This window comes from Microbacterium sp. MMO-10 (genome assembly GCF_037148715.1).
Classification (GTDB): Bacteria; Actinomycetota; Actinomycetes; order Actinomycetales; family Microbacteriaceae; genus Microbacterium.
Genome location: NZ_JBBCSV010000004.1, coordinates 637,974 through 658,967, shown reverse-complemented (window position 1 = coordinate 658,967; position 20,994 = coordinate 637,974). Strand labels below are relative to the sequence as shown.

Genomic DNA, 20,994 nt, shown 5'->3' with positions numbered 1-20,994 from the left:
GGACGCTCCGACACCGGCTCTTCGCTACCGTGGATCGAGGAGGTGTCCGATGACACGCAGGAGAAGCCCCCGCCCGATCCGCGACGCGGCTGCCGAGGCACGAGAGCAGGTGCGCGCACTGGACGCGGCCGTCTTCTCCGCGGTCGCGACGACGCCCAGCCCGGTCCTGGACCGCTGGATGCCTCGGCTCACGAACGCCGCCGACCACTCTCTGCTGTGGCTCGGGATCGCGGGTGGCCTCTATCTGACCAGACGCAGCCGCGCGCGGCGCGCCGGCCTGCGCGGGGTCGTGACCCTCGGGGCGACGAGCCTCATCGCGAACCAGCTCGCCAAGCGCCTGCACCGTCGCGAACGTCCGATCCAGACGCTCGTCCCGCTCGGCCGACTGTCCCGCAGGACGCCGCACTCCTCCTCGTTCCCCAGCGGGCATGCGGCGAGCGCTGCGGCCTTCGCCGCCGGGGTCAGCGCCGAGCTTCCGGCGGCGGGCGTGCCGCTCCAGGTGCTCGCGGGGCTGGTGGGCTTCTCCCGGGTCGCCACCGGAGCGCACTACCCTTCGGATGTCGCCGCGGGTCTCGTCCTGGGCAGCACGGTCGCGGCCATCGGTCGCCGGCTCGTGCCTCCCGTGCCGACGCCGGCCGTGTCCGCCCCTCGCGAGCTCGACCAGCTGCAGCCCCGCCCCCGCGGCGAGGGCGTCACGCTGGTCGTCAACCCGGCGTCCCACAGCGGGCGCGGCGCTGATCTCACGCGCGTCCTGCGGCGGGCGCTGCCCGACATGGGGATCGTCGAGCTGCACGAGTCCGACGACGTCGCGGCGGTGATGCGCCGAGCGGCCGCCGGAGCGGACGTGCTCGCGGTCGCCGGCGGCGACGGCACCGTGGCCGCCGCCGCGCAGGCCGCGATCGAGAGGGATCTCCCGCTCGCGGTGTTCCCCGGCGGAACCTTCAATCACTTCGCCCGCACGATCGGCGCCGATCGGGTGAAGGACACGGTCCGCGCGATCCGGCGCGGCACGGCGACGAAGGTCGATGTCGGCTACCTCAACGACCGGATCTTCCTCAACACGGCCAGCGTCGGCGCCTACACCGATTTCGTGCGCATCCGCGAGGGGAGGGAGAAGAGGATCGGCAAGCCGCTCGCGGCGCTCGTCGCCGGGTGGCGGACGATGCGCAAGGACCGCGCGGTCTCCGTGACAGTCGACGGAAGGACCCGGGAATCGAGTCTGCTGTTCATCGGGAACGGCCAGTACCAGCCGCACGGCTTCGCCCCCACCGTGCGCGAAGACCTTCAGGACGGCCTGATCGATCTGCGGATCCTCGACGTGTCCGGCCGCTGGTCGCGCTTCGTCGTCCTGCTCGCGACACTCACCGGACAGCTGGCCCGGGTGAAGCAGTACCACGAGGTGTCTGCTCCGGAGTTCGAGATCGGCCTCCCCGGCGGACCCGAGCGCATCGCGCGCGACGGCGAGGTGGGCGAGGCGAGCGATCACCTGCGTGTGCGCGCGGCGCGTCGTGCGCTGACGGTCTATCGGGCGCATCGGAGCTGAGCGCGACGACGAAGCGGTCGCGCCTCTTGCGAGCCGCCATCGGGCTCACTCGAGCGAGGTGCGGCTCGTCCCCGTGGAGCGGATCGAGACCACCGCCGGCACGAGGTCGCTGAGCAGCGGCGGCGACCACGTGGCCTTCACAATCACGCGGGCGGAGAGCCCGTCCGGACTGCTCGCGGAGACGAGTTCCGTGCCGTCGTCGAGCACCGCGATCACCGCGGCCGCCTGCTCCGCGACGTCCGCATCATCGAGCCGCGCACGGATCCCCGCGCCGTCCACCTGCAGCCGGAAGCCGTCCGCTCCGGCGAGCGCCGCCGCATCCGCCACGGAGTCGAGGCGCTTCTGCGCGATGTAGAGATCCGTGGCGCACACGCATACCCAGATCAGGGCGATCGCGAGCACCAGGTATCCGAGGATGAGGGGCACCGTGCTCCCCCGCTCATCGGCGAGCAGGTTCCGTCGGCGAGCGCCCTGCGCCCGTCCCTGGAACGTCTCCGATCCGCGCACCACGCTCATCCGCCTGTCCACGTGCGCGAGACCTTGTACGCCGATGAAGCCTGCACCGGCACGGCGCCGATCCGGTCCCTGCCGGACATCGGCGGCAGGAACGGCAGCGCGACCTTCGCGGTGACCGTGACCACGACGGTCGCACCGGCCGACGGGCATTCCGCGCCGCGCGGCGCGCATCGGATGTCGACCTCGACGGTGTCCGGATCCATCTCGTACTCCGCGATCGCGGACCGCACGGCGGCGTCGGCGCGAGCGGTCGCATCCGCCCCGTCCGTCGCCGCGCTCATGGTCCGGGCCATGTGCCGCACGGCGGACTCGACTCCGAGCATCTCCTCCTGGATCGCACCGAGGGCGATCACGAGGTACAGGAGCGGAACCAGCAGGATCACGCCCAGTCCGATGAACTCCACGGCTGCGGATCCTGTCTCGCTGGAGTGCCGCAGCCGACGTCTCTCCGAGAGCGGTGACGACATCTCACCCGGCTGCGGCGAACGACTCCACGGGAGCACGGCCGGTCACCTCCAATGCCGACGGCACCCCGAGCAGGCCGATGACCGGCAGCGTGGTGCGCACCGTCACCTCCATCGTGGGCACACCCAGCGACGTCGTCTCACGCACGCTGACGTCCCGGGCATCGTCGGCGCCGAGGGCACGGGCGATGACCGCCTCGGTGCGCTGAGCTCCTTCACCGGGTTCCGTGTCGGCGAGGGCCGCGATGTGCGCGCCCTCGACGGCCGCATCGTGCACGACGTTGCGCACGTATACCGCGAGCGCGAGCTGCAGCACGGCGAGGGTGAGCAGCGTCAGCAACGCACCCACCAGCACGAACTCGACGGGCCCGGAACCGCGATCGTCACCGGGAGCACCGCTCCCTCGCATCACACCGTTCATGTCGGATCAGAGCCCGCTCACGCGCGCGATCGCCTGCTCGAACAGGTTGGTGAGCGCGGGCCCCGCCACGGCCCAGATCAAGACGACGAGCCCCGCGGTCATCAAGGTGATCAGCACCCAGCCGGGGACGTCACCCCGTTCCGGGTCCTCGGACGGATCGAGAGACGACGGGTCCGGACGGGCGGGCGACGCGGGCGCACGTTCAGCGAGCATGTGAGGTTCCTTTCAGGGAGGCGCTCGGACCGGATCAGCCGATGCCGAGCCGCAGGATGAAGACGCCGGGGAACACGGCGAAGAGGACGCTGAGGGGAAGGATCAGGAAGACCAGCGGCAGGAGCATCAGGATCTCCTTGCGGCCGGCCTGTTCGATCAGGCCGCGCTTGGTCTCCTCCCGCGCGTCCGAGGCCTGTGCCTGGAGCACGGCAGCCAGCGGGGCGCCGCGCTCCAGGGCGGCGACGATCTGATCGACGGCACGGGTCAGTGGCCGGATCTGGAGCCGATGCGCGCCGTCACCGAGGGCGTCCGCGAGCGAGGATCCCGTATTCGCGGCGAGTGTGACGCCGCGCACCTCGGCGCTGAGCTCACCCGACCCGGCCGCGCCCACGCGGCGCAGCGCGTCGGGCAGGCCCTCTCCGGCGGACAGGCAGAGCGCGAGGAACTCGAGCACGGTCGGCAGCTCCTCGACGAGACGGGACACTCGCGCTCTCGCCCGGGCGCCGAGTAGCGCGTCGCAGGTCACACCGCCGGTCACCGCCGACAGCAGCGGAAGCAGCGCGACCGGTGCCGACAGCCGTCCGATCAGAGCGAGGAGGACGGTGGCGGCGGCCCCCGCGGCCAGCCCGGTCAGCACCCACATCAGCTGTCGGCTGCGGAAGGCGCCCGACCCGCCGCTCAGCCCGGCCTGCGCCATCCGCAGGGTCACCCCGGCGTCTCCCCCGCCGAACAGTCCCAGGGCGCCCTTGAGCCGGGTCGACCACGACCCGCCCGCGGGCATCCGCCACGGCAGCCGGGGGGTCGGCTCGGCGAGGTCGACGATGTCCCGCAGGTGCGGCGCGATCCGCGCACCCAGATCCGCCCAGCGCCACCGCGGGAAGGCCGCGAGGACGAGGAGGACGCCGGCGGCGAACGCGCCACCGAACAGCACGGCGATGGCCAGCCCCGAGATCGCGCTCACCGGAACCACCTCCGCTGCTCGGGCAGCCGACCGATCCGCAGCATGATCCGGAACGCGACGAACGACACCACGGCACCGCCCAGGATCAGGGCGATCCCCTCGGGGGTGGCATAGGCCCGCGAGCCTTCGGGCCGCAGCAGGAGCAGCACCAGGATCACCCAGGGAGCGATCGCCCCCAGTACCGCGGCCCCGCGGATCCACGACTGCCGCGCCTCCACCTCGGCGCGCAGTGCCGCCTCCGCCCGCACAGAACCCGACAGCGCGCGCAGCACGGTGCTGAGCTCGGTTCCGCCGACCTCGCGGGCCATCCGCAGCGTCTCGATGATCCTGTCCCCGACCGGATCCGCGAGCGCGTCCTTGAGTTTCGCGGCGGCATCATCGAAACGCCCCGTGCCGTGCAGATCGCGCGCGAACGCCGCGAAGGCCGGACGCAGCGGCCCCGGCGCCGCCCGCTCCAGCGCCGCCACGGCATCCGGCAGCGGCATGCCCACACGGATCGAGGCGATGAGCAGGTCGCACACGTCGGGCCAGAGACCGCGTCGCATCCGGAGCAGGCGCTGACGGCGCGAACGCAGGAACACCACCGGTGCCGCAGCGCCCGCCACGCTCAGTACGAGCACGAAGGCGACGGCGCCGGTCATCAGCCACGCGACCGCACCCGAGACGAGGCCGCCGGAGAGCACCACGAGCGCGAACACCCGCACGTCGGCGCGGAATCCCGCCTCGCGCAGCAGCCGCGTCGGCACCCCGGCGCGCGGCAGCCGCACCCGCCCCGCGCCGGCCGGCCACAGCCACGGGCTGGCTGCGAGAACGACACCGGCTGCGAGCAGCGCACCCAGCAGCAGAGTCATGCGACGGCCTCGTCGACGCGGGTACCCGCGGTGACGGCTCGGTAGCCGATGCGACCGTCGGGTTCGACGGCGGTCGGGGCGATGACCTCGACCACCCGGCGCCTCCCGTCGGACTCCCGCCGGCAGTGCACGACGAGGTCGACGGACGCGGCGAGCGCGGGCGCGATGAAGGCCCGATCGATGTTGCGTCCGGCGAGCAGCGGCAGCATGCTCAGCTTCTCCAGCGCGTCCGCGGCCGAGTTCGCGTGCACGGTCGCCGCGCCGGGAACGCCCGTGTTCAGGGCGAGCACGAGGTCGAGCGCCTCCGCGTCGCGCACCTCGCCGACGACGAGCCGATCCGGCCGCATCCGCAGCGCCTCCTTCACCAGGCGCCGCAGGGTGATCTCACCGGTCTGGTGGAACTGCTCTATTACATTGAGAACTATTCGTCGATTCTTGGTTATGGTGCAACCACGCTAATTCGGTTGTCGTCGCGGATTGCAGGAGTGCCGGCAGGTGTGGGTCGTTGGGGAACGATCCTGTCAGCGGGAGCAGCCCGCATCGGTATCGTGGAGCCCATCGGGACGGTCGCTGACGAAACCTGGCCGTCACCGCTTGACCGGGGAAGAACGGCTATGCGAGCCGTAGTTGGTTTGCGCCGGAGCGGTAGTGCTTGCTGAGGGCGAGCGCGTGTTCGCGGAGGCTGTGTTCCACACGTGCGTCGTTGGTGGGCGTTGCGGGGGTGTCCATGCTGATGGCGACTGCTCCGACGACAAGTCCGGACGGGTCGCGCACGCCGACCGCGGCGCAGGTCTTGCCGGAGATGAACTCGTCTCGCTCCCAGGCGATGCCGCGCAGGGCGACGGTCGAGAGGACTCGCTCGAGCCCCTCCTGGTCGGTAATCGTCGAGGACGTCAGCGAGGGCATGCGGTGGGCGGAGAGGTAGTCGTCTCGTTGCTCAATGCTCATGGCTGCGAGCATGATCTTGCCGAACGCGGTCGCGTGCGCGGCTTCGTGGAATCCGAACCTGAGCGGGGTGAGCCGGGGGTGTTCGGCGCAGTCCGAGACGTAGGTGAGGACGACGTCGGCCCCGCGGTAGATGGCGTAGTAGGAGGCCATGCCGAGGCCGTTGTGGAGTGTGTCGATGGCGGATCGCACGACCCCGGAGACGCCGAGCTGCTGGTGGAGGGAGAGTCCGAGCCCGTGCAGCTTGTATCCGAGTTCGAATCGTCGCTCTGACTTCAGGTGCACGAGGTAGCCGTTGGCGACGAGTTCTTGCGCGAGCCGATACACCGTGGGCAGCGAGAATCGAAGGATGTCGGAGAGCTCTTTCGCGGTGCAGCCACCGCGGTCGGCGATCGATTCGAGCAGCTGCAGGGATTTGCGGACGGTGATGACACGTTCGGACGCTCCCGGGTCGAGCACGTCCTCATCGTCGAGGAGAACGCCAGTGTTCATCTTGAGATGATCGCACCCGCCCGACGCGGTCGGCCACTTCTTTTCTCATTCTCCGAGAAGTTTCGGTCGGGCGGGTGCGGTCCGCTGCCGTGACCCGAGGCTCTGGGCCACGGCAGCGGATCGGTCAGTGGTGATGGTAGGGCTGGGGTTCGGGAAGGGCGGCTTCGGTGCGGACGGTGCGGGCGAAGCGCTCGATGGACTTCAGTGCCGAGACGAGTTCGGTGGGGCTGATCTCGAAGGGCATGTTGTGGATGGTCTCTCCCGGTGCGAGCGCGGCGGCGGCGATGGTCGCCAGTTCCTGGTCGTCGTCGGGTGAGAGGCCGACCTCGGTGAGGGTGTTTGGCAGGCCGACGCGGGTGGTGAACTCGATGAACTCGCGGATCTCGCCGGTGGGTGCGCCCTCGAGGACCAGTTGAGTGACGGAGCCGATATTCACCTTCTGGCCGTGCGCGAGCCCATGTGTCTGGGGCACCGCGGTGAGGCCGTTGTGGATGGCGTGCGCGGCAGCAAGGCCGCCGGATTCGAAGCCGATGCCGGAGAGCAGCGTGTTGGCTTCGACGACCTTCTCCACGGCGGGGGTGACGACGTTGTCGCGGACGGCGTCGAGTGCGGGGAGCGCGTTGTCCCACAACACGTCCCAGGACAGCCGCGCCAGGGCGGTGCCGGTGAGGGTGGGCAGTCCGCCGGCCATCGTCGATGCGTGGGCGGCGGCGGTGGCGCGGGCCTCCAGCCAGGTGGCGAGGGCGTCGCCGACACCGGCGGCGAGGAAGGCGGCGGGGGCGTTGGCGACGACTTGGGTGTCGACGAGCACGAGGTCGGGGTTCTTGGGGAAGAACCGGTACTCCTCGAACTCCCCGTTCTCCGTGTAGACGACTGCCAGCGCGGAGGTGGGTGCGTCGGTGGAGGCGACGGTGGGGACGGTGACCCAGTTGATGCCGGCGAGGTGGCCTGCGGCTTTGACCGCGTCGATGGTGCTGCCGCCGCCGATCGCGACGATCACGTCGGCGTTGCGGGTGCCGATGATCTGGACGAGGCGGTCGATCTCGGCCGCGGAGGGGACGCCGTTGAACTTCTCGCGGTGCGTGGGAAGCCCGGCCGAGCCGAGGGAGGCTTCGATGTCGTGGCCGACGAAGCCCCAGACGACGTCGTCGGCGACCAGCAGCGGCGTGCTGCCGAGGGAGGTGAGGTAGGTGCCGAGGCTGTGGATGGCGCCGGCGCCTTGCACGTACCGGCGGGGGCTGATGATGGTTCTGACCGGGATGGTGTCGGACATGGTCAATCTCCTTTGATCGGGTGTGGCGCGGTAACGCCATGGGTGGCTCTGCAGCCGCAGACGACGTTAGCCCTGAGGCAGACCGGGTCGTAGCGGCTTGTTCGGACTGTGAGAAAGCAGGCTACGGTCAGGTGAGGACGGGCAGCAGGAAAGTGGAGGACCACCCGGCGAGGACGCCGCCGATCACCGGTCCTACGACCGGCACCCAGGCGTAGGTCCAGTCGCTGGGGCCCTTGCCTTTGATCGGGACGATGGCGTGCACGATGCGCGGGCCGAGGTCGCGCGCCGGGTTGATCGCGTACCCGGTCGGGCCACCGAGTGACGCGCCGATGCCGATCACGAGCAGCGCGACCGGCAGCGCGCCGAGTGCGGCGAGCCCGCTGGAGTCGCCGTTGCGTCCGAACCCGATGACGACGAACACGAGCACGAAGGTGCCGAGGATCTCGGTGACGAGGTTCCAGCCGTAGTTGCGGATGCCGGGACCGGTGGAGAAGACGGCGAGCTTGCCTGCCGGGTCGCCGTCCGCGTCGAAGTGCTGCCGGTACGCGAGCCAGGCGAGCACGGCGCCGAGCATCGCGCCGAGGAACTGGGCGACGATGTAGGTGCCGATGGAGAGCAGGTCGACCGGAACCCCGGGGACGAATTCCTTCGCGCCGGTGGCGACGATGCCGAGGGTGACGGCGGGGTTGAGGTGGGCGCCGGACCGGTAGGCGACGATGACGCCGGCGAACACGGCGATGCCCCACCCCATGTTGATGAGCAGGAACCCGCCGCCGTTGCCTTTGGTCTTGGCGAGCACGACGTTCGCGACGACGCCGCATCCCAGCAGCAGCAGAAGCGCGGTGCCGACGATCTCCGAGGCGAAGACCCCGAGCAGTGTGTCCATAAGAACTCTCCTTCGAGTCGATGTGCGCGGCGCACGTCTGGCGCCGGTGCGCCGCACGGTAACGACGCGCCGGAATGGCGCGAAAGGGTCCTTACCGGAGTGTGAGAACGCCCCTTCTGGTGCTGTCAGGCGGGCTTTCTCGCGATCTGAGAACGCGGCTTCCCTTCCCCCCGACGGGCGCTGAGCCTTGTCGCACGGCACCCGCCTCGACGGTGCGTGCTGGTTGACGAACTCGATGAGGAGAAGCGATGAGAGCAGTCCGGTTGCATCAGTACGGGCAGGCGCCCACGATCGATGAGGTCGCCGAGCCGCGCCCGCTGGGTCCGTGGGATGTCGTGATCGACGTCGGCGCGGCGGGGTTGTGCCGCACTGACCTGCACATCATCGAAGGACAGTGGGAGCCGATCCAGCACCCTCGCCTGCCCTACACGCTCGGGCATGAGAACGCCGGCTGGGTACGGGCGATCGGCTCCGCCGTCACGAACGTGGAGGTCGGTGACACCGTGATCGCCCACCCGCTGACCAGCTGCGGACTGTGCCCGGCCTGCCGGGTGGGCCAGGACTCGCATTGCGAGAACGCGACATTTCCCGGCGTGAACGTCGACGGCGGGATGGCCGATCAGCTGCTCACCAACGCCCGCGCGGTCGTCAAGCTCGACCCGTCGCTGCAGCCACGCGACATCGCGGCCCTCGCCGACGCCGGCCTCACGGCCTACCATGCGGTGCGCAAGGCGGCCGAGGTGCTCTACCCCGGCACGCACGCGGTCGTCATCGGCGCCGGCGGCCTCGGGCATATCGGTGTGCAGGCGCTGGCGGCGATCACTGGAGCCGAGATCACGGTGGTCGACCGGTCGGAAGAGGCCCTCGCTCTGGCCGCCACGCTCGGCGCCCACCACACTGTGCTCGCCGCCGACGACGACACGGTGGCCCGGGAGGTGTTGGAGATTACCGGTGGGGGCGCGCAGGTCGTGTTCGACTACGTCGGCGAGCACGGCACCGAGTTGCTCTCCCCCCGGCTGCTGCGCGGCCGCGGCTCGCAGTACGTCATCGGTTACGGCGGCGAGGTGCGGCTGCCCACGATCGACATCATCTCCCGGGAGATCAATGTCATCGGCAACCTCGTCGGGACCTACAACGACCTCGTCGAGCTGATGACTCTCACCGCGCAGGGCAAGGTCACCCTGCACACCAAGGTCTACCCCCTCGACGCAGCTCTCGACGCGATCGCCGACCTCGACGCCGGCCGCCTGGTCGGCCGCGGCATCCTCGTCCCCTAACCCAGATGGCACCACCCGAATCGAAGGAGATCACCGTGGTCACACCCACACCCCCGGACGCCGCCCCGGCGTCACTCGCCCGGATCATCCGGGCGATCTTCCCCCACGACCGTCTCAGCGACGGGCCGTATCTGCGCTCGGCCGAGACGATTCTGCGCAACGTCACCGGCTCGGCGCACCAGTACGGTGTCGTCGCCGAGGGCGTGCGCAGCCTGGAAGCCGTCGTCGGCGGCGACCTGCAGGCCGTCGCGGTGGACGAGCTGTCCCGGATCCTGCAGAGCATCCGGCAGACGGAGTTCTTCCAGATCCTGCTCACCAGCAGCGTCGTCACCCTGTACAGCGACCCGGAGACGTGGGAGCTGCTCGGCTACGAGGGCGCCTCGTTCGACCAAGGCGGGTACCTGCACCGCGGATTCGACGACCTGGACTGGCTGCCCGAACCGCGGATCACCGAGTACGACGGTGAGCCGCTCGTCGAGTACCTGCCGCCCGTGCCGGGTCTGCAGGTCAGTTTCAGCGACACGAAGAAGGTGGCGACGATATGAGCGCGATCGATCACGACGACGAAGCGGTCGTCATCGTCGGCTCCGGCGCGGGCGGCGGCACCCTCGCCTACGAGCTGACCGCGAAGGGGATCCCTGTCGTTCTGCTGGAGGCGGGGCCCTACCTGCGCAACGAGGACTACATCAACGAGGAATGGGAGTCGTTCGCCCAGCTCGCCTGGACCGACTCCCGCACCACCTCCGGGTCGTGGCGGGTCGGGCAGGACTTCCCGAATCTGCCCGCCTGGGTCGTGAAGGCCGTCGGCGGCACCACGACGCACTGGTCGGGGGCGACGCCGCGGTTCAAGGCGCACGAGTTCAAGGCGCGCACCGCGTACGGGCACGTCGACGGGGCCACCCTGCTGGACTGGCCGATCGACCTCGACGACCTTGCCCCGTACTACGACCGGGCGGAGATCGCGATGGGCTCCACCCACCGTCACGGCCGCAAGCCGTTGCCGGCGAACAACAATTACAAGGTGTTCGCTGAGGGCGCCAAGCGCGTCGGCTACAAGCACTACGCGACCGGCCCCTACGCGACCAACGCCGAGGAGTACGACGGCCGACCCGCCTCCATACAGGACGGTTTCAACTTTCAGGGCGACAAGAACAAGTCCAAGTGGAGCACCCTGGTCCGTGAGATCCCGCGCGCCGAGGCGACCGGGCTGCTGGACCTGCGGCCGGACTCGCAGGTCGTTCGGATCAGCCACGACGCCCACGGCAGAGCGGATGCGGTGCTCTACGTCACCAAGGACGGGTCGCTGCACCGCCAGAAGGCGCGCCTGGTCGCGGTGGCGGCGAACTCGATCGAGACCGCACGGCTGCTGCTGCTGTCGGAGTCGGCGATGTTCCCCGACGGGCTCGCGAACTCCTCCGGGCAGGTGGGACGCAACTACATGCGGCACATGACCGGCTCCACGTACGCGCAGTTCGAGCAGCCCGTCCGCTTCTACCGCGGCGAGACGATGGCGGGGATCATCGCGGACGAGTCCGTGCACGACACCAGCCGCGGCTTCGCGGGCGGCTACTACATGGAGACGATCGCGCTCGGCCCCGCGTTCCTGGCGAAGTTCCTCAGCCCGGGCGCGTGGGGACGCGAGTTCACGACGTTCCTCGACTCGTACGCGCACACCGCCGGGATGTGGCTCGTCGGCGAGGATCTGCCGCAGTCGACCAACCGGATCACCCTCGATCCGTCCGTCCTGGATGCGAACGGGCTGCCGGTCGCGAACGTGCACTTCGACGATCACCCCAACGACATCGCCATGCGCGAGCACGCGTACACGAAGTCGGCGGAACTCTACCGGTCCGTCGATGCCATCCGCACCCACCGCACCCCGCCCTACCCGTCCACGCACAACCTCGGCACCGCCCGGATGAGCGCCAAGCCCGACGACGGCGTGGTCGACAAGTGGGGCCGCGCGCACGACGTGCCGAACCTGTTCATCAGCGACGGCTCCGTCTTCACCACCGGCGCGGCAGCCAACCCCACCCTCACCATCGTCGCCCTGGCGATCCGGCAGGCCGACTACATCGCCGACCAGCTGGCCGCGCAAAACCTCTGACACGGAAGGAACACCCTCATGACCACGCCCTACGACGCGATCGCCGAAGTGCCCGCGTTCACCGTCACCAGCGACGACATCCCCGCCGACGGCGCCCGCCTGCGAATCCCGCAGGTCAGCGGCATCTTCGGCGCCGGCGGTGAGGACCGATCCCCGCAGTTGAGCTGGAGCGGCTTCCCGCCCGAGACGAAGAGCTTCGTCGTCACCGTCTACGACCCCACCGCTCCCACCGGCAGCGGCTTCTGGCACTGGGCCGTCGCAGACATCCCCGCCACGACCACCCAGCTCGCCGCGGGCGCGGGAGACGCGGAAGGATCCGGGCTGCCCGCCGGAGCCTGGCAACTCGCCAACGACGCGGGACTCACGCAGTACCTCGGCGCCGCACCGCCCAAGGGCAGCGGCAAGCACAAGTACTACGTCGCAGTGCATGCTGTCGACGTCGACAGCCTCGGCCTCGACCACGCCGCGACCCCCGCGTTCCTCGGATTCAACCTGTCCGGACACACGCTCGCACGCGCAGTGCTCGTCGGGTGGTGGGAAGCACTCTGATCCCACCTGATGTCCGCCGCGGAGTCGCCCTTGGGGAGGCGGCTCCGCGGCTTCGTCGCTACCGAGATGAGCGAGGACCTGGTTCTTGACTGTTCCGATGACCACCGAGGCAGAGATCGATCTGGGCAAAGTGTTCGCCGCTCTCACCCACGACGATCGTCGCGCCATCCTGCACCTGCTCCGACGCGCCCACGAAAACGGCCAGCCGGGCCTCAGCATCACGCAGATTGCCGTAGGAGCGGAGATCTCCAGGTTCGGCGCCAGCCACCATCTCGGCGTGCTGCGCGCGGCCGGACTCATCCGTACCGTGCCTGAGAATCGCGCCCAGATCAGCAGCATTGTTCCACACGCCGTCGTCGAAGCGATCGACTGGCTCATCCCCTTTACCGACGGCACCATCTGATCGATCACCTACGGCAAGACACGTCCCCGCAACAGGGTTTCGTTCGGTGGGCTCAGATACGTATCGCAGGGTAGTGCGCGTAGGCGGATGCGGCCACGACCTGCCAGCGTGCGGCGACGTTCGATGACATGCCGGTGAGGTCGCAGAGCGGGGCGAGGGGCATTGTCGCGGCGAGGTTGAGCAGCGCGGCGCCGCGAAGTCCAACCACCCGACAGTTCAGGCGCTGCAGGTCGACCGCGAATCGGCTGGCATGCACGTGTGCTCCAGCGCGCAGTCTAGATGGGAACATCCAGGTCGATTCCGTGTCCCATCGCCGTGGGGCGGCGAGTTGCCGTCTGATCAACGCGGGTATGGGCGGTGGCAGTTGGACGGGCGAGGTCCCGAGGCGTAGCAGCATCTCGTCGCCGTCGTCGATGATGCTCGCGGTGGTCAGGCCGGCGATGGTCGTGATTGGCCTGCCGGTGATCCCCGCGATAAGCCCGCAGATGCGGGCCCTGAGTGGGATCGTATCGTCGGTCGCGAACCGCCGCATCCATGCCCGGTACGTGTCGATCGGGTAGGCGGTGTAGGGGTCGGCGTAGGGAGAAGGGACCGGGTGGATACGATCGGCGGCGCCGCTGTGCGTCGCCCACCGCAGGAACACTGCGAGCGGCTCGAAGTGGCGTGGGTGCCGGTCGAGGTAGGACTCTACGGCGTGCTGTGATGCGGTCTTCAGCTCGAGCTGCTGAGCGTCGAGGTCGGCGAGGAAGTGGGCCGCGATCCGGCAGATGCGGCGGGCGCGAACGAAGGTGCCGTCGGTGATCCCGTTGCGCTGGATGAGGAGCCGGGTGCGGGCCGGAACGTGCCACCGGCAGAACGGCCCAAGGATGCGCACCATCTGCTCAGGGTGGCCCTCGAGGAACGTCTCGATCCAGGCCACGAACTGCACCCAAGCGGTGTCCCGCGGATCGAGCACGCCGACGTCGACGAGCGCGTGTCGCAGCAGGCTCACCGCCTGAACGCTCGCCTGCTGGTCCAATGCCTCGTGGGTGAGGTCAATGCGCTCGGTGAGGATCTCGCGCAGAATCTTCGCGGATGCGCTGCGGCCGGGCCAAGGACAACGCATAGTGCGCTGCAACCAGCCCCGCGCTAGCCTCGTCGAGTACGCCTCATGGTTTGCCGTGGCGACCTGAAATCACGGCGCTACTGAGACATCCGATGCAACTGTCTGGTGGAAGTGCTCTATTGCGGTGCGCCATGTTGAGTCGGTGCGCGGTTGCGGTGTGATCGGCGGGCGGGCCGACTTCCCTCGATGCGCCGATCGCTCGTGATGGACCGGCGCGCGAACCGCGGGGGAGATATCAGGAGCCCGCGGTTCGTTACGGTGGTGGGGTGCAGCGTGTTCGGTCTCGTCGGCGGTCGGTCGCTGTTCGGGGGGCCATCGCTGCGGGTATAGCGACGTTCGTGGCGACGTTGTCGCATGCGGCCGGGGGTGCCGGGCTGCCGCCGCTGCTGAACGTGGTGGTTGCGCTGGTGTTGGCGATGCCGGTGTGTGTTCTGCTGGCGGGTAGCCGGTTGTCGTGGCTCCGGTTGAGTATCGCGGTGGCAGCGAGTCAGCTTTTGTTCCATGGGCTGTTGTCGGTGCCGCTGGTGCCGACCGGAGCGACGGTGAGCTCTCATCACGCGATGGCTTCGGTGTCGTTGGGGTCAACGACGTCGGCGTTGCCAGCGGATCACTTGGCCATGGATTCGTCGATGTGGGCGGCCCACGCGGTAGCCGCAGTGATCACGATCGTGTTGTTGGGGTGGGGCGAGCTCGCGGTCGCCGCGATCGCTCATGTTCTGGGGTTGTCTGGTCTGGTCGCGCTGCGGACCTTCTCGCCGCTGCGCCCGGCGCCCGTTCTTCCTGCGCCCGGGCGAGCGCCACGGGTGCCGGCAGGGCGCGAGCAGTTCTCGGTTGTGCGGTGGCGGGGGCCTCCAGTGGCGTGTTGAGCCGCTGAACCAACCCCCTTCATCCCCTTTGCGTGCGCAGTGGGCGGTGCCCGTGCGCGCGCCAACCGAAAGGTGCTTTACTCATGTCCCGACGTCCTGTCAGGAGACCTGTTCAGATCGCTTCGGCGATCGCGTTGTCCCTCGGATTGGTCCTCGCGTCCGCGTCGACCGCGTCCGCCCATGAGGCTCTGTCGAGCACGAACCCTGCCGAGGGGGCGACCGTCACCGAGCTGGCGGCGGTCGAGCTCGTGTTCACCGACGAGATCCTCGATGAGCCCACTTCGGGCAGAACGGAAGTGCTCGGCCCCGACGGCCGCAACTATGAGACCGACTGTGCGCAGATCGACGGCGCGGTGATGACGACCGCGGTCGCGCTCGGCGCAGCCGGTGAGTATCGAGTGCTGTGGCGGGCGGTGTCGGGCGACGGGCACCCGATCTCCGCCGAGTACTCCTTCACCTATGCTCCGCCCGCAGGCGCGGTAGCAGCGGCCGGCAGTGACGGATCGGTGTGCGGAGACGACGGCCAGGTGGTCGAGCCGTCCCCGGTCGCGGAGATCACCGTGGCGCCGACCGACCTCCCCTCCGAGACTCCGACCGACGCCGCTGCGGCTGACCCTGCCTCGACGCAGGATCAGGGTGCCGGCGTGTGGGTGTGGGTCGGGGTGACCGCCGGGGTTGTTGCGCTGATCGCGCTGATCGCCTGGCTGATCGCGGCGCGCCGCAGGAAGAGCGCGTAACCCTCGAGCGGGGTCGGGGTGGTGCAACCGCCACCCGACCCCGTTCCGGCTTCTAACTCCGTGTGTTCTCGTCGATGGGGGCTGCAGGCGCGGGGGCGGCCTGGTCGCTGCTGGCGCGCAGCCGCTGCGTGGTCGCGTAACCGATGGCGGCGACGGCTGTGACGGTGGCGATGGCCAGGAGCACGCCGGCCGCGGCGGTGAGACTGATCGCTCCGATCCATCCGGCGATCGGGTAGGTGATCAGGAAGCAGGCGTGCGACAGGGCGAACTGTGCCGTGTAGACGAGGTTCCGGTTCGTCGGCGTCGAGGCGTCGGCGAGCAGCCGGGAGGACGGGGTGTTCACCAGGGACGTGCCCATGCCGAGGAGCACCCAGGTCGCCAGCAGCCACGCCCACCCGGTGCCGGTCGCAGTGTCCACAGCGGTGACGATCACCGCCGCGACCAGCCCGACCGTGATCACGGCAGCCCCCGCCATCATGGTGCGGACCACCCCGATCCGTTCGACGATCCACGGGACGTTGAGAGCGACCAGCAGCGAGCCGATTCCGTAGCAGGCGAGGGTGACCGCCAGGGCGGCGTCGTCGAGCCCGAACAGTCCCTTGGCGTAGACGACGGAGTTGACCAGCACGATCGCGGTGCCCGCCGCGACGACCACGTTGGTCAGCAGCAGGAACCGCAGCGTCTTGGTGCGGGCGAACACCTGAACCCCGAGCGGGAGTCGCTGCCAGAACGTCAGCCCGCTCTCTTCGTCGGTGCGGGCGGGCAGCCGGGATGCCAGCACCAGGGTTGCGGAGAGGGCGAACCCGATCGCGGTCCCGACGAACAGGTTGTTGTAGCTGATCACCGTCAGCAGCGCGGCAGCGATCGTCGGGCTCAGCAGCGACTCGAGGTCGTAGGCCAGCCGCGACAACGACAGCGCACGGGTGTAGTCCTGCGGCTCGGGCAGCACGGCCGGGATCAGCGACTGGAACGCTGGAGTGAACGTGGCCGACGCGGACTGCAGCACGAACACCAGCAGATAGATCTGCCACGCCTCCGTGACGAACGGCAACATGAGCGCGATCGCGAGGCGGACCAGGTCCGCGGTGATGAGCACGGCCTTCTTCGGGAGCCGGTCGACGACCGCGGCGATCAGCGGGGCAACGCCGACGTAGGCGACCATTTTGATCGTCAGCGCGGTGCCCAGCACGGACCCCGCGGCGTCCCCGGCGATGTCGAACGCGAGCAGCCCGAGGGCGACGGTGAGCAGCCCGGTGCCGAGCAGTGCGATCACCTGCGCGGAGAAGAGTTTCGCGTAGGTGCCGTTGCGCAGCACCCGCAGCATCAGCGAACCGCCGCAGAGGCAGGATGCGCGCCGCGGTGGTGAGCCGGATCGGCGCTCAAGGAGTGCTCGGCCTGGAAGATCGCGTCCGCGACCAACTGCCGGGCATGCTCGTTCGCGAGCCGGTAGAACACCTTCGTGCCCTCCTGGCGGGTCAGCACGATCCGCGCCAACCGCAGCTTCGCCAGATGCTGAGACACCGCCGCCGGCGGCTTGCCCACCAGCTCCGCGAGGGTGTTCACCGGCAGCTCCCCGTCGCGGAGCGCGAGGATGATCCGCACCCGGGTCGCGTCGGCCAGCATCGCGAACACCTCGACCGCCAGTTCGACGTAGGCACTCTCGGGACCGAGGGAACATCTGTTATCTGCATGCATACGCAGATACTAACATTGGGTTGTGGTGTGCGGCGCCTCTTCTCGACGACCGGGGCAGCTGGCGAAGCTAGCGAGGTCTAGGGATGTCTAGCGTTTCGCTAGATATCCCTAGACTTCCGGCTCCGGGGCTGGCGCCGACACCATCTGGTCAACGGCTCGTTGTCCAGATGGCGGCGAGCAGCGAGACGCGGTCCGGAGGCCGGGTTTTGGGGGAGCATCAGAGCCGGATTGCGGGGTATTGCGCGTAGGCGGAGGCGGCGACGATCTGCCAGCGTGCTGCGACGTTCGGTGACATGCCGGTGAGGTCGCAGAGCGGGGCGCCGGGCATCGTGGCGGCGAGGTTGAGGAGCGCGGCCCCGCGAAGTCGGACGATGCTGCAGCTGAGGTTCTGCAGGTCAGCGGCGAACCGGCTGGCGTGGACGTGCGCGCCGGCGCGGAGCTTCGAGGGGAACAGCCAGGTCGATTCCGTGTCCCATCGCCGTGGTGTGGCGAGCTGACGCCTGATCAGCGCCGGCAGTGGGGGCGGCAGGTGGGCGGGCGTGGTCCCGAGGCGGAGCAGCATCCCGTCGCCGTCGTCGATGATGCTTGCGGTTGTCAGGCCTGCGATGGTCGTGCTGGGCCTGCCCGTGATCCCCGCGATCAGCGCGCAGATCCGGGTCCGAAGCGGGATCGTCTCGTCGGTCGCGAACCGGCGCATCCACGACCGATAGGTGTCGATCGGGTAGGCGGTGTAGGGATCCGCGTAGGGGGAAGGGATGGGGTGGATGCGATCGGCCGCGCCGCTTTGCGACACCCAGCGCAAGAACACCGCGAGGGGCTCGAAGTTGTGCGGGTGCCGGTCGAGGTAGGACTCCACCGCGTGCTGCGACGCGGTCTTCAGCTCGAGCTGATGCGCGTGAAGGTCGTCGAGGAAATGGGCGGCGGTCCGGCAGATACGGCGGGCGCGGACGAACGTGCCGTCGGTGATCCCGTTGCGCGCGATGAGGAGCCGGGTGCGGGCGGGAACGTGCCACCGGCAGAACGGGCCGAGGTGGCGCATCATGTGCTCGGGGCGGTCCTCGAGGAACGTGTCGGTCCAGGCCACGAACTGCACCCATGCGGTGTCTCGTGGTTCGAGAACGCCGACGTCGACGAGCGCGTGCCGGAGCAGGCTCACCGCCTGAGCGGTGGGGTGTTGGTCCAGTCCTTCATGGGTGAGCTCCCGGTCCTCGGTGAGGATCTCGCGCAGGATCGCCGCGGAGACGCTGCGGCCGGGCCAGCGGGCCATGCTCTTGGGTTCGGGGTGGCCCAGTAGGCGTTGTCGGAGCGGTTCGAGGGCGGCTCGGCGGTCGGGTGTTCCGCTGGCGAACAGGTCGTCTAGAGCGATGCGTGCAAGGCATGGGTAGCAGCGTTTCCCGTTGCGGATGTCCTCGACGCCGCAGTCTGCGCAGACGAACCGGGATCGCGCCCCGGTGCAGGTTGAGCATGCCAGGGTGCCATCGTCGGCGACGGACGCGACCAGGCCGATCGTGCCGCAGCGCGGGCAGGGGCGCCGTGTGCCGCGGATGATGTTGAAGCAGGGCTCGCAGGTCGGGCCTCCGAGGAACCGGACTCGGACTCGCCGGTCATGGCCGCAGTGGACGCACGACTCGATCTTGCCGGGCGCGCATTGCGGGCAGACGGGGCCGTCCTGAGTGCGGTTCTGAACGAGACGGTCGTGGCCGCAGCGAATGCACGTTTCCTTCGCCTCCGGGCGCCGTCGGCGGCAGGTGCCGCAGAAGCTCTGCCCAGCGATGCGGTGGGAGATCACCCGAATCCTCTCGCAGCCGTCGCAGCGACGGGTGTTTCGGGTGTCTCGGCAGGTGTTGCAGACCCGGCGCCCGTCCTCGAGGGTCTGCGTGAGCAGCTGCTCCCGGCCGCAGCCGCTGCAGACCGGCAGCGCGACCGTGATCCCGCGATCTCGGAGCAACCGCAGCAATCGTTGCGCCTGCCGGGGCAGGTGCGGATCGGCGGCCGTGATCCAGGTCGCATCCGCGTCGGCGAGGAAACGTCGAAGATGCGCCTGACCCTGCGCCGTAGGGGCGAGCTGCCCTAGCAGCTCACGCACTCCTTCCGCGCCGATCGTCGTCCACGGGTCGCCGTGGGTGAGGAGGGCGGCGGTGTTGTCGGGAAGTGCGGTCGACGGCGGCGAGCTCACGACCTGTCGGGTCGGGTGATCCGCGCCGGGACGGTCTTGAGTGTGCCGATGTCGGTGACGGTGGCGCCGCCGACGGCCTTCGGTTGCGCGCGTGCCGCGACGGTGAAGCTGATCAGGTCGTTCGGTGTGCAGTCCAAGATCAGGCAGAGCGCGTCGAGGACCTCGATGTTCAGCCGTTGCGGGGTGGCCGTCACCAACCGGTAGACCTGCTCGCGGGACAGCTGCACGCCCTGCTCGGCGAGCAACGGCACCAACTCGGTTGTCTTGTAGATGCCGCGTTCGGCGAGCTTGCGGCGAAGGTGCCAATCGAACTGACGGGTCATGCGGTCGCTCCTTCTCCGAGCACGCGCCGCAGCGCTTCCTGGAAGATCCGATTCTTGAAGTCATCGCCAACCGAGGTGTAGATCGCAGTCGTCGACGAGTGGTTGTGCCCGACTTGCTCCTGCACGAACTGGGCCGCGTAACCCAGTTCGATCAGGTGCGTCACGTAGGAATGGCGGAGGCTGTGCAACGTCAACGCGCGATCCAGGCCGACCGCGTCGCGGATCTCCGCGAACCGCTGATCCACCGTGCGGGTCGTGATCCGGGTGCGCCGCTCACTCACCCAGAGCGCATCGCTCTCGCCGGCCAGCCGCGGCCGTACTTCCTCGACCCAATAGCGCAGCCCCTCCGACGCCCACGCGAACTCCGGGCAGGCCAGCACGGTGCGTCGACGCGGCGGCGATCCCTTCATCGCCTTGCCGTAGCGGACCTGCACCTTCGCGTACGCGCCCCACTCGGGCACGTACGGATTGGGGCGCAGGTCGATCAGATCGAGCATCACCGCCTCGCGCCGCCGAAGCCCAAACGCATAAACCGTCTTGAAGAACTGCGCGTCCCGCAGCGCAGGCAACGCGCCCTTCTTCCGGTCCTCGAGCAGATCGTGGGCACGCTGATCGGCATGCGCGAAGAACGCCTCGAGCTCGTCGTAACCGAACGGCCGCCGCGCGGGCTTCGCCTCGAACTCCGCCAGGTGCGCGAACGTGTTCCACGGATGGCAGATCTGGGCCGGCGCGGACCCGAACCGCTCCAGGCAGACGTCGACCCAGTCGTAGGCCGGATGCGAGATGTACCCGCAGAAGCCCTTCAGGATCTGGTGATAGCCACGGATCGTGGAATGCGCCAACGGCTCCGGACGAGACAACAGCGACGACGTGAAGTCCTCGACATCCTGCGGCCGCCACTCCCACGGGTAGGTGCCAGCAAACCGGAAGAACCGCTTCACGCCATGCTGACTCACCCGGATCGTGCCTTCCGCCAGACCCCGAGACCGCATCGACACGGCATATCCACGCAGCATCTCATCGAACGTCGACCGAGCCGGATCCAGAAGCAAAACCGGCGCCAGAGACCGGACCTCACGCGTCACCAACCACACCAAGCGATTGCGTCAGATGCATCAAACATGCTGTGAACGTAGCACAGAGTCTGCCAGTGCAACGAGACATCCACGATTGGGCATTGTCGCCTCGAAC

23 protein-coding genes and 1 pseudogene are annotated in these 20,994 nt (G+C 69.2%); 8 read left to right on the top strand and 16 right to left on the bottom strand.

Going from position 1 to position 20,994, the window contains the following annotated elements; translation table 11 throughout:
• Nucleotides 1-49: 49 nt before the first annotated feature.
• Nucleotides 50-1,543, top strand: a complete 1,494-nt coding sequence (locus WFJ17_RS15795) for a bifunctional phosphatase PAP2/diacylglycerol kinase family protein (RefSeq protein WP_336648908.1) — start codon at nucleotides 50-52, stop codon at nucleotides 1,541-1,543.
• 45 nt (nucleotides 1,544-1,588) lie between these two features.
• On the opposite strand, the gene WFJ17_RS15790 is transcribed toward WFJ17_RS15795, so the two are convergent.
• The 10 genes and pseudogenes from WFJ17_RS15790 to WFJ17_RS15745 all read right to left on the bottom strand — a co-directional run bounded on the left by WFJ17_RS15790 (nucleotide 1,589) and on the right by WFJ17_RS15745 (nucleotide 8,565).
• Nucleotides 1,589-2,059 carry a pilus assembly protein TadG-related protein gene (locus WFJ17_RS15790; RefSeq protein WP_336648907.1) on the bottom strand — a complete coding sequence of 157 codons (471 nt, stop codon included), beginning with the start codon at nucleotides 2,057-2,059 and terminating at the stop codon, nucleotides 1,589-1,591.
• Nucleotides 2,056-2,463, bottom strand: coding sequence for a TadE family protein (locus WFJ17_RS15785; protein WP_336648906.1), 408 nt, complete (start codon nucleotides 2,461-2,463; stop codon nucleotides 2,056-2,058). Before WFJ17_RS15785 ends, WFJ17_RS15790 begins: the two co-directional genes overlap by 4 nt.
• Before the next feature lie 64 nt (nucleotides 2,464-2,527).
• Nucleotides 2,528-2,944 carry a TadE/TadG family type IV pilus assembly protein gene (locus WFJ17_RS15780; RefSeq protein ID WP_336648905.1) on the bottom strand — a complete coding sequence of 139 codons (417 nt, stop codon included), beginning with the start codon at nucleotides 2,942-2,944 and terminating at the stop codon, nucleotides 2,528-2,530.
• 6 nt (nucleotides 2,945-2,950) lie between these two features.
• Nucleotides 2,951-3,157 carry a hypothetical protein gene (locus tag WFJ17_RS15775; protein ID WP_251447157.1) on the bottom strand — a complete coding sequence of 69 codons (207 nt, stop codon included), beginning with the start codon at nucleotides 3,155-3,157 and terminating at the stop codon, nucleotides 2,951-2,953.
• 34 nt (nucleotides 3,158-3,191) lie between these two features.
• Complete coding sequence (locus WFJ17_RS15770) at nucleotides 3,192-4,118, bottom strand: type II secretion system F family protein (RefSeq protein WP_336648904.1); 927 nt, start codon at nucleotides 4,116-4,118, stop codon at nucleotides 3,192-3,194.
• Entirely contained in the window at nucleotides 4,115-4,969 is an 855-nt protein-coding gene (locus WFJ17_RS15765; protein WP_251447153.1) for a type II secretion system F family protein, read from the bottom strand. The genes WFJ17_RS15770 and WFJ17_RS15765 overlap by 4 nt, the downstream gene beginning before the upstream one ends.
• Nucleotides 4,966-5,361, bottom strand: a pseudogene (locus WFJ17_RS15760) (ATPase, T2SS/T4P/T4SS family); the annotation flags it as partial. The gene WFJ17_RS15765 and the pseudogene WFJ17_RS15760, both read right to left, overlap by 4 nt.
• A 220-nt stretch (nucleotides 5,362-5,581) precedes the next feature.
• Nucleotides 5,582-6,406 (bottom strand): IclR family transcriptional regulator, encoded by an 825-nt coding sequence (locus WFJ17_RS15755; protein ID WP_336648903.1) that lies wholly within the window; start codon nucleotides 6,404-6,406, stop codon nucleotides 5,582-5,584.
• 124 nt (nucleotides 6,407-6,530) lie between these two features.
• Nucleotides 6,531-7,679, bottom strand: coding sequence for a glycerol dehydrogenase (locus WFJ17_RS15750; protein WP_256534713.1), 1,149 nt, complete (start codon nucleotides 7,677-7,679; stop codon nucleotides 6,531-6,533).
• A 127-nt stretch (nucleotides 7,680-7,806) separates the two neighbouring features.
• On the bottom strand, nucleotides 7,807-8,565 hold the full coding sequence (locus tag WFJ17_RS15745) for an MIP/aquaporin family protein (protein ID WP_256534714.1): 759 nt from the start codon (nucleotides 8,563-8,565) through the stop codon (nucleotides 7,807-7,809).
• Nucleotides 8,566-8,813: 248 nt separating this feature from the next.
• On the opposite strand from WFJ17_RS15745, the gene WFJ17_RS15740 reads away from it, so the two are divergent.
• The 5 genes from WFJ17_RS15740 (at nucleotide 8,814) to WFJ17_RS15720 (ending at nucleotide 12,901) form a co-directional block, all read left to right on the top strand.
• Nucleotides 8,814-9,842, top strand: a complete 1,029-nt coding sequence (locus WFJ17_RS15740; protein WP_256534715.1) for an NAD(P)-dependent alcohol dehydrogenase — start codon at nucleotides 8,814-8,816, stop codon at nucleotides 9,840-9,842.
• Nucleotides 9,843-9,877: 35 nt separating this feature from the next.
• A complete protein-coding gene (locus WFJ17_RS15735) occupies nucleotides 9,878-10,387 on the top strand; it encodes a hypothetical protein (protein ID WP_256534716.1) in 510 nt (169 codons plus the stop codon).
• Nucleotides 10,384-11,949, top strand: coding sequence for a GMC family oxidoreductase (locus WFJ17_RS15730; RefSeq protein WP_256534717.1), 1,566 nt, complete (start codon nucleotides 10,384-10,386; stop codon nucleotides 11,947-11,949). Before WFJ17_RS15735 ends, WFJ17_RS15730 begins: the two co-directional genes overlap by 4 nt.
• A gap of 18 nt (nucleotides 11,950-11,967) precedes the next feature.
• Entirely contained in the window at nucleotides 11,968-12,498 is a 531-nt protein-coding gene (locus WFJ17_RS15725) for a YbhB/YbcL family Raf kinase inhibitor-like protein (RefSeq protein WP_256534718.1), read from the top strand.
• A gap of 97 nt (nucleotides 12,499-12,595) precedes the next feature.
• Nucleotides 12,596-12,901, top strand: a complete 306-nt coding sequence (locus WFJ17_RS15720; protein WP_256534719.1) for an ArsR/SmtB family transcription factor — start codon at nucleotides 12,596-12,598, stop codon at nucleotides 12,899-12,901.
• Between the two features lie 52 nt (nucleotides 12,902-12,953).
• Here WFJ17_RS15720 and WFJ17_RS15715 read toward each other — a convergent pair whose 3' ends face one another.
• Complete coding sequence (locus tag WFJ17_RS15715; protein ID WP_336648902.1) at nucleotides 12,954-14,006, bottom strand: hypothetical protein; 1,053 nt, start codon at nucleotides 14,004-14,006, stop codon at nucleotides 12,954-12,956.
• Nucleotides 14,007-14,344: 338 nt separating this feature from the next.
• Between WFJ17_RS15715 and WFJ17_RS15710 the strand changes: the two genes are divergently transcribed.
• Nucleotides 14,345-14,872 carry a hypothetical protein gene (locus tag WFJ17_RS15710; RefSeq protein WP_336648901.1) on the top strand — a complete coding sequence of 176 codons (528 nt, stop codon included), beginning with the start codon at nucleotides 14,345-14,347 and terminating at the stop codon, nucleotides 14,870-14,872.
• Nucleotides 14,873-15,006: 134 nt separating this feature from the next.
• Nucleotides 15,007-15,609 carry a copper resistance CopC family protein gene (locus tag WFJ17_RS15705; protein WP_336648900.1) on the top strand — a complete coding sequence of 201 codons (603 nt, stop codon included), beginning with the start codon at nucleotides 15,007-15,009 and terminating at the stop codon, nucleotides 15,607-15,609.
• Between the two features lie 52 nt (nucleotides 15,610-15,661).
• Here WFJ17_RS15705 and WFJ17_RS15700 read toward each other — a convergent pair whose 3' ends face one another.
• The 5 genes from WFJ17_RS15700 to WFJ17_RS15680 all read right to left on the bottom strand — a co-directional run bounded on the left by WFJ17_RS15700 (nucleotide 15,662) and on the right by WFJ17_RS15680 (nucleotide 20,888).
• Nucleotides 15,662-16,933 carry an MFS transporter gene (locus tag WFJ17_RS15700; RefSeq protein ID WP_336648899.1) on the bottom strand — a complete coding sequence of 424 codons (1,272 nt, stop codon included), beginning with the start codon at nucleotides 16,931-16,933 and terminating at the stop codon, nucleotides 15,662-15,664.
• Complete coding sequence (locus tag WFJ17_RS15695; protein WP_336648898.1) at nucleotides 16,933-17,304, bottom strand: ArsR/SmtB family transcription factor; 372 nt, start codon at nucleotides 17,302-17,304, stop codon at nucleotides 16,933-16,935. Before WFJ17_RS15695 ends, WFJ17_RS15700 begins: the two co-directional genes overlap by 1 nt.
• A 217-nt stretch (nucleotides 17,305-17,521) precedes the next feature.
• Nucleotides 17,522-19,480 carry a hypothetical protein gene (locus WFJ17_RS15690; RefSeq protein ID WP_336648897.1) on the bottom strand — a complete coding sequence of 653 codons (1,959 nt, stop codon included), beginning with the start codon at nucleotides 19,478-19,480 and terminating at the stop codon, nucleotides 17,522-17,524.
• Nucleotides 19,477-19,803, bottom strand: a complete 327-nt coding sequence (locus tag WFJ17_RS15685) for a helix-turn-helix domain-containing protein (protein WP_336648896.1) — start codon at nucleotides 19,801-19,803, stop codon at nucleotides 19,477-19,479. The genes WFJ17_RS15690 and WFJ17_RS15685 overlap by 4 nt, the downstream gene beginning before the upstream one ends.
• A complete protein-coding gene (locus tag WFJ17_RS15680; protein WP_336648895.1) occupies nucleotides 19,800-20,888 on the bottom strand; it encodes a tyrosine-type recombinase/integrase in 1,089 nt (362 codons plus the stop codon). Before WFJ17_RS15680 ends, WFJ17_RS15685 begins: the two co-directional genes overlap by 4 nt.
• Nucleotides 20,889-20,994 lie beyond the last annotated feature (106 nt).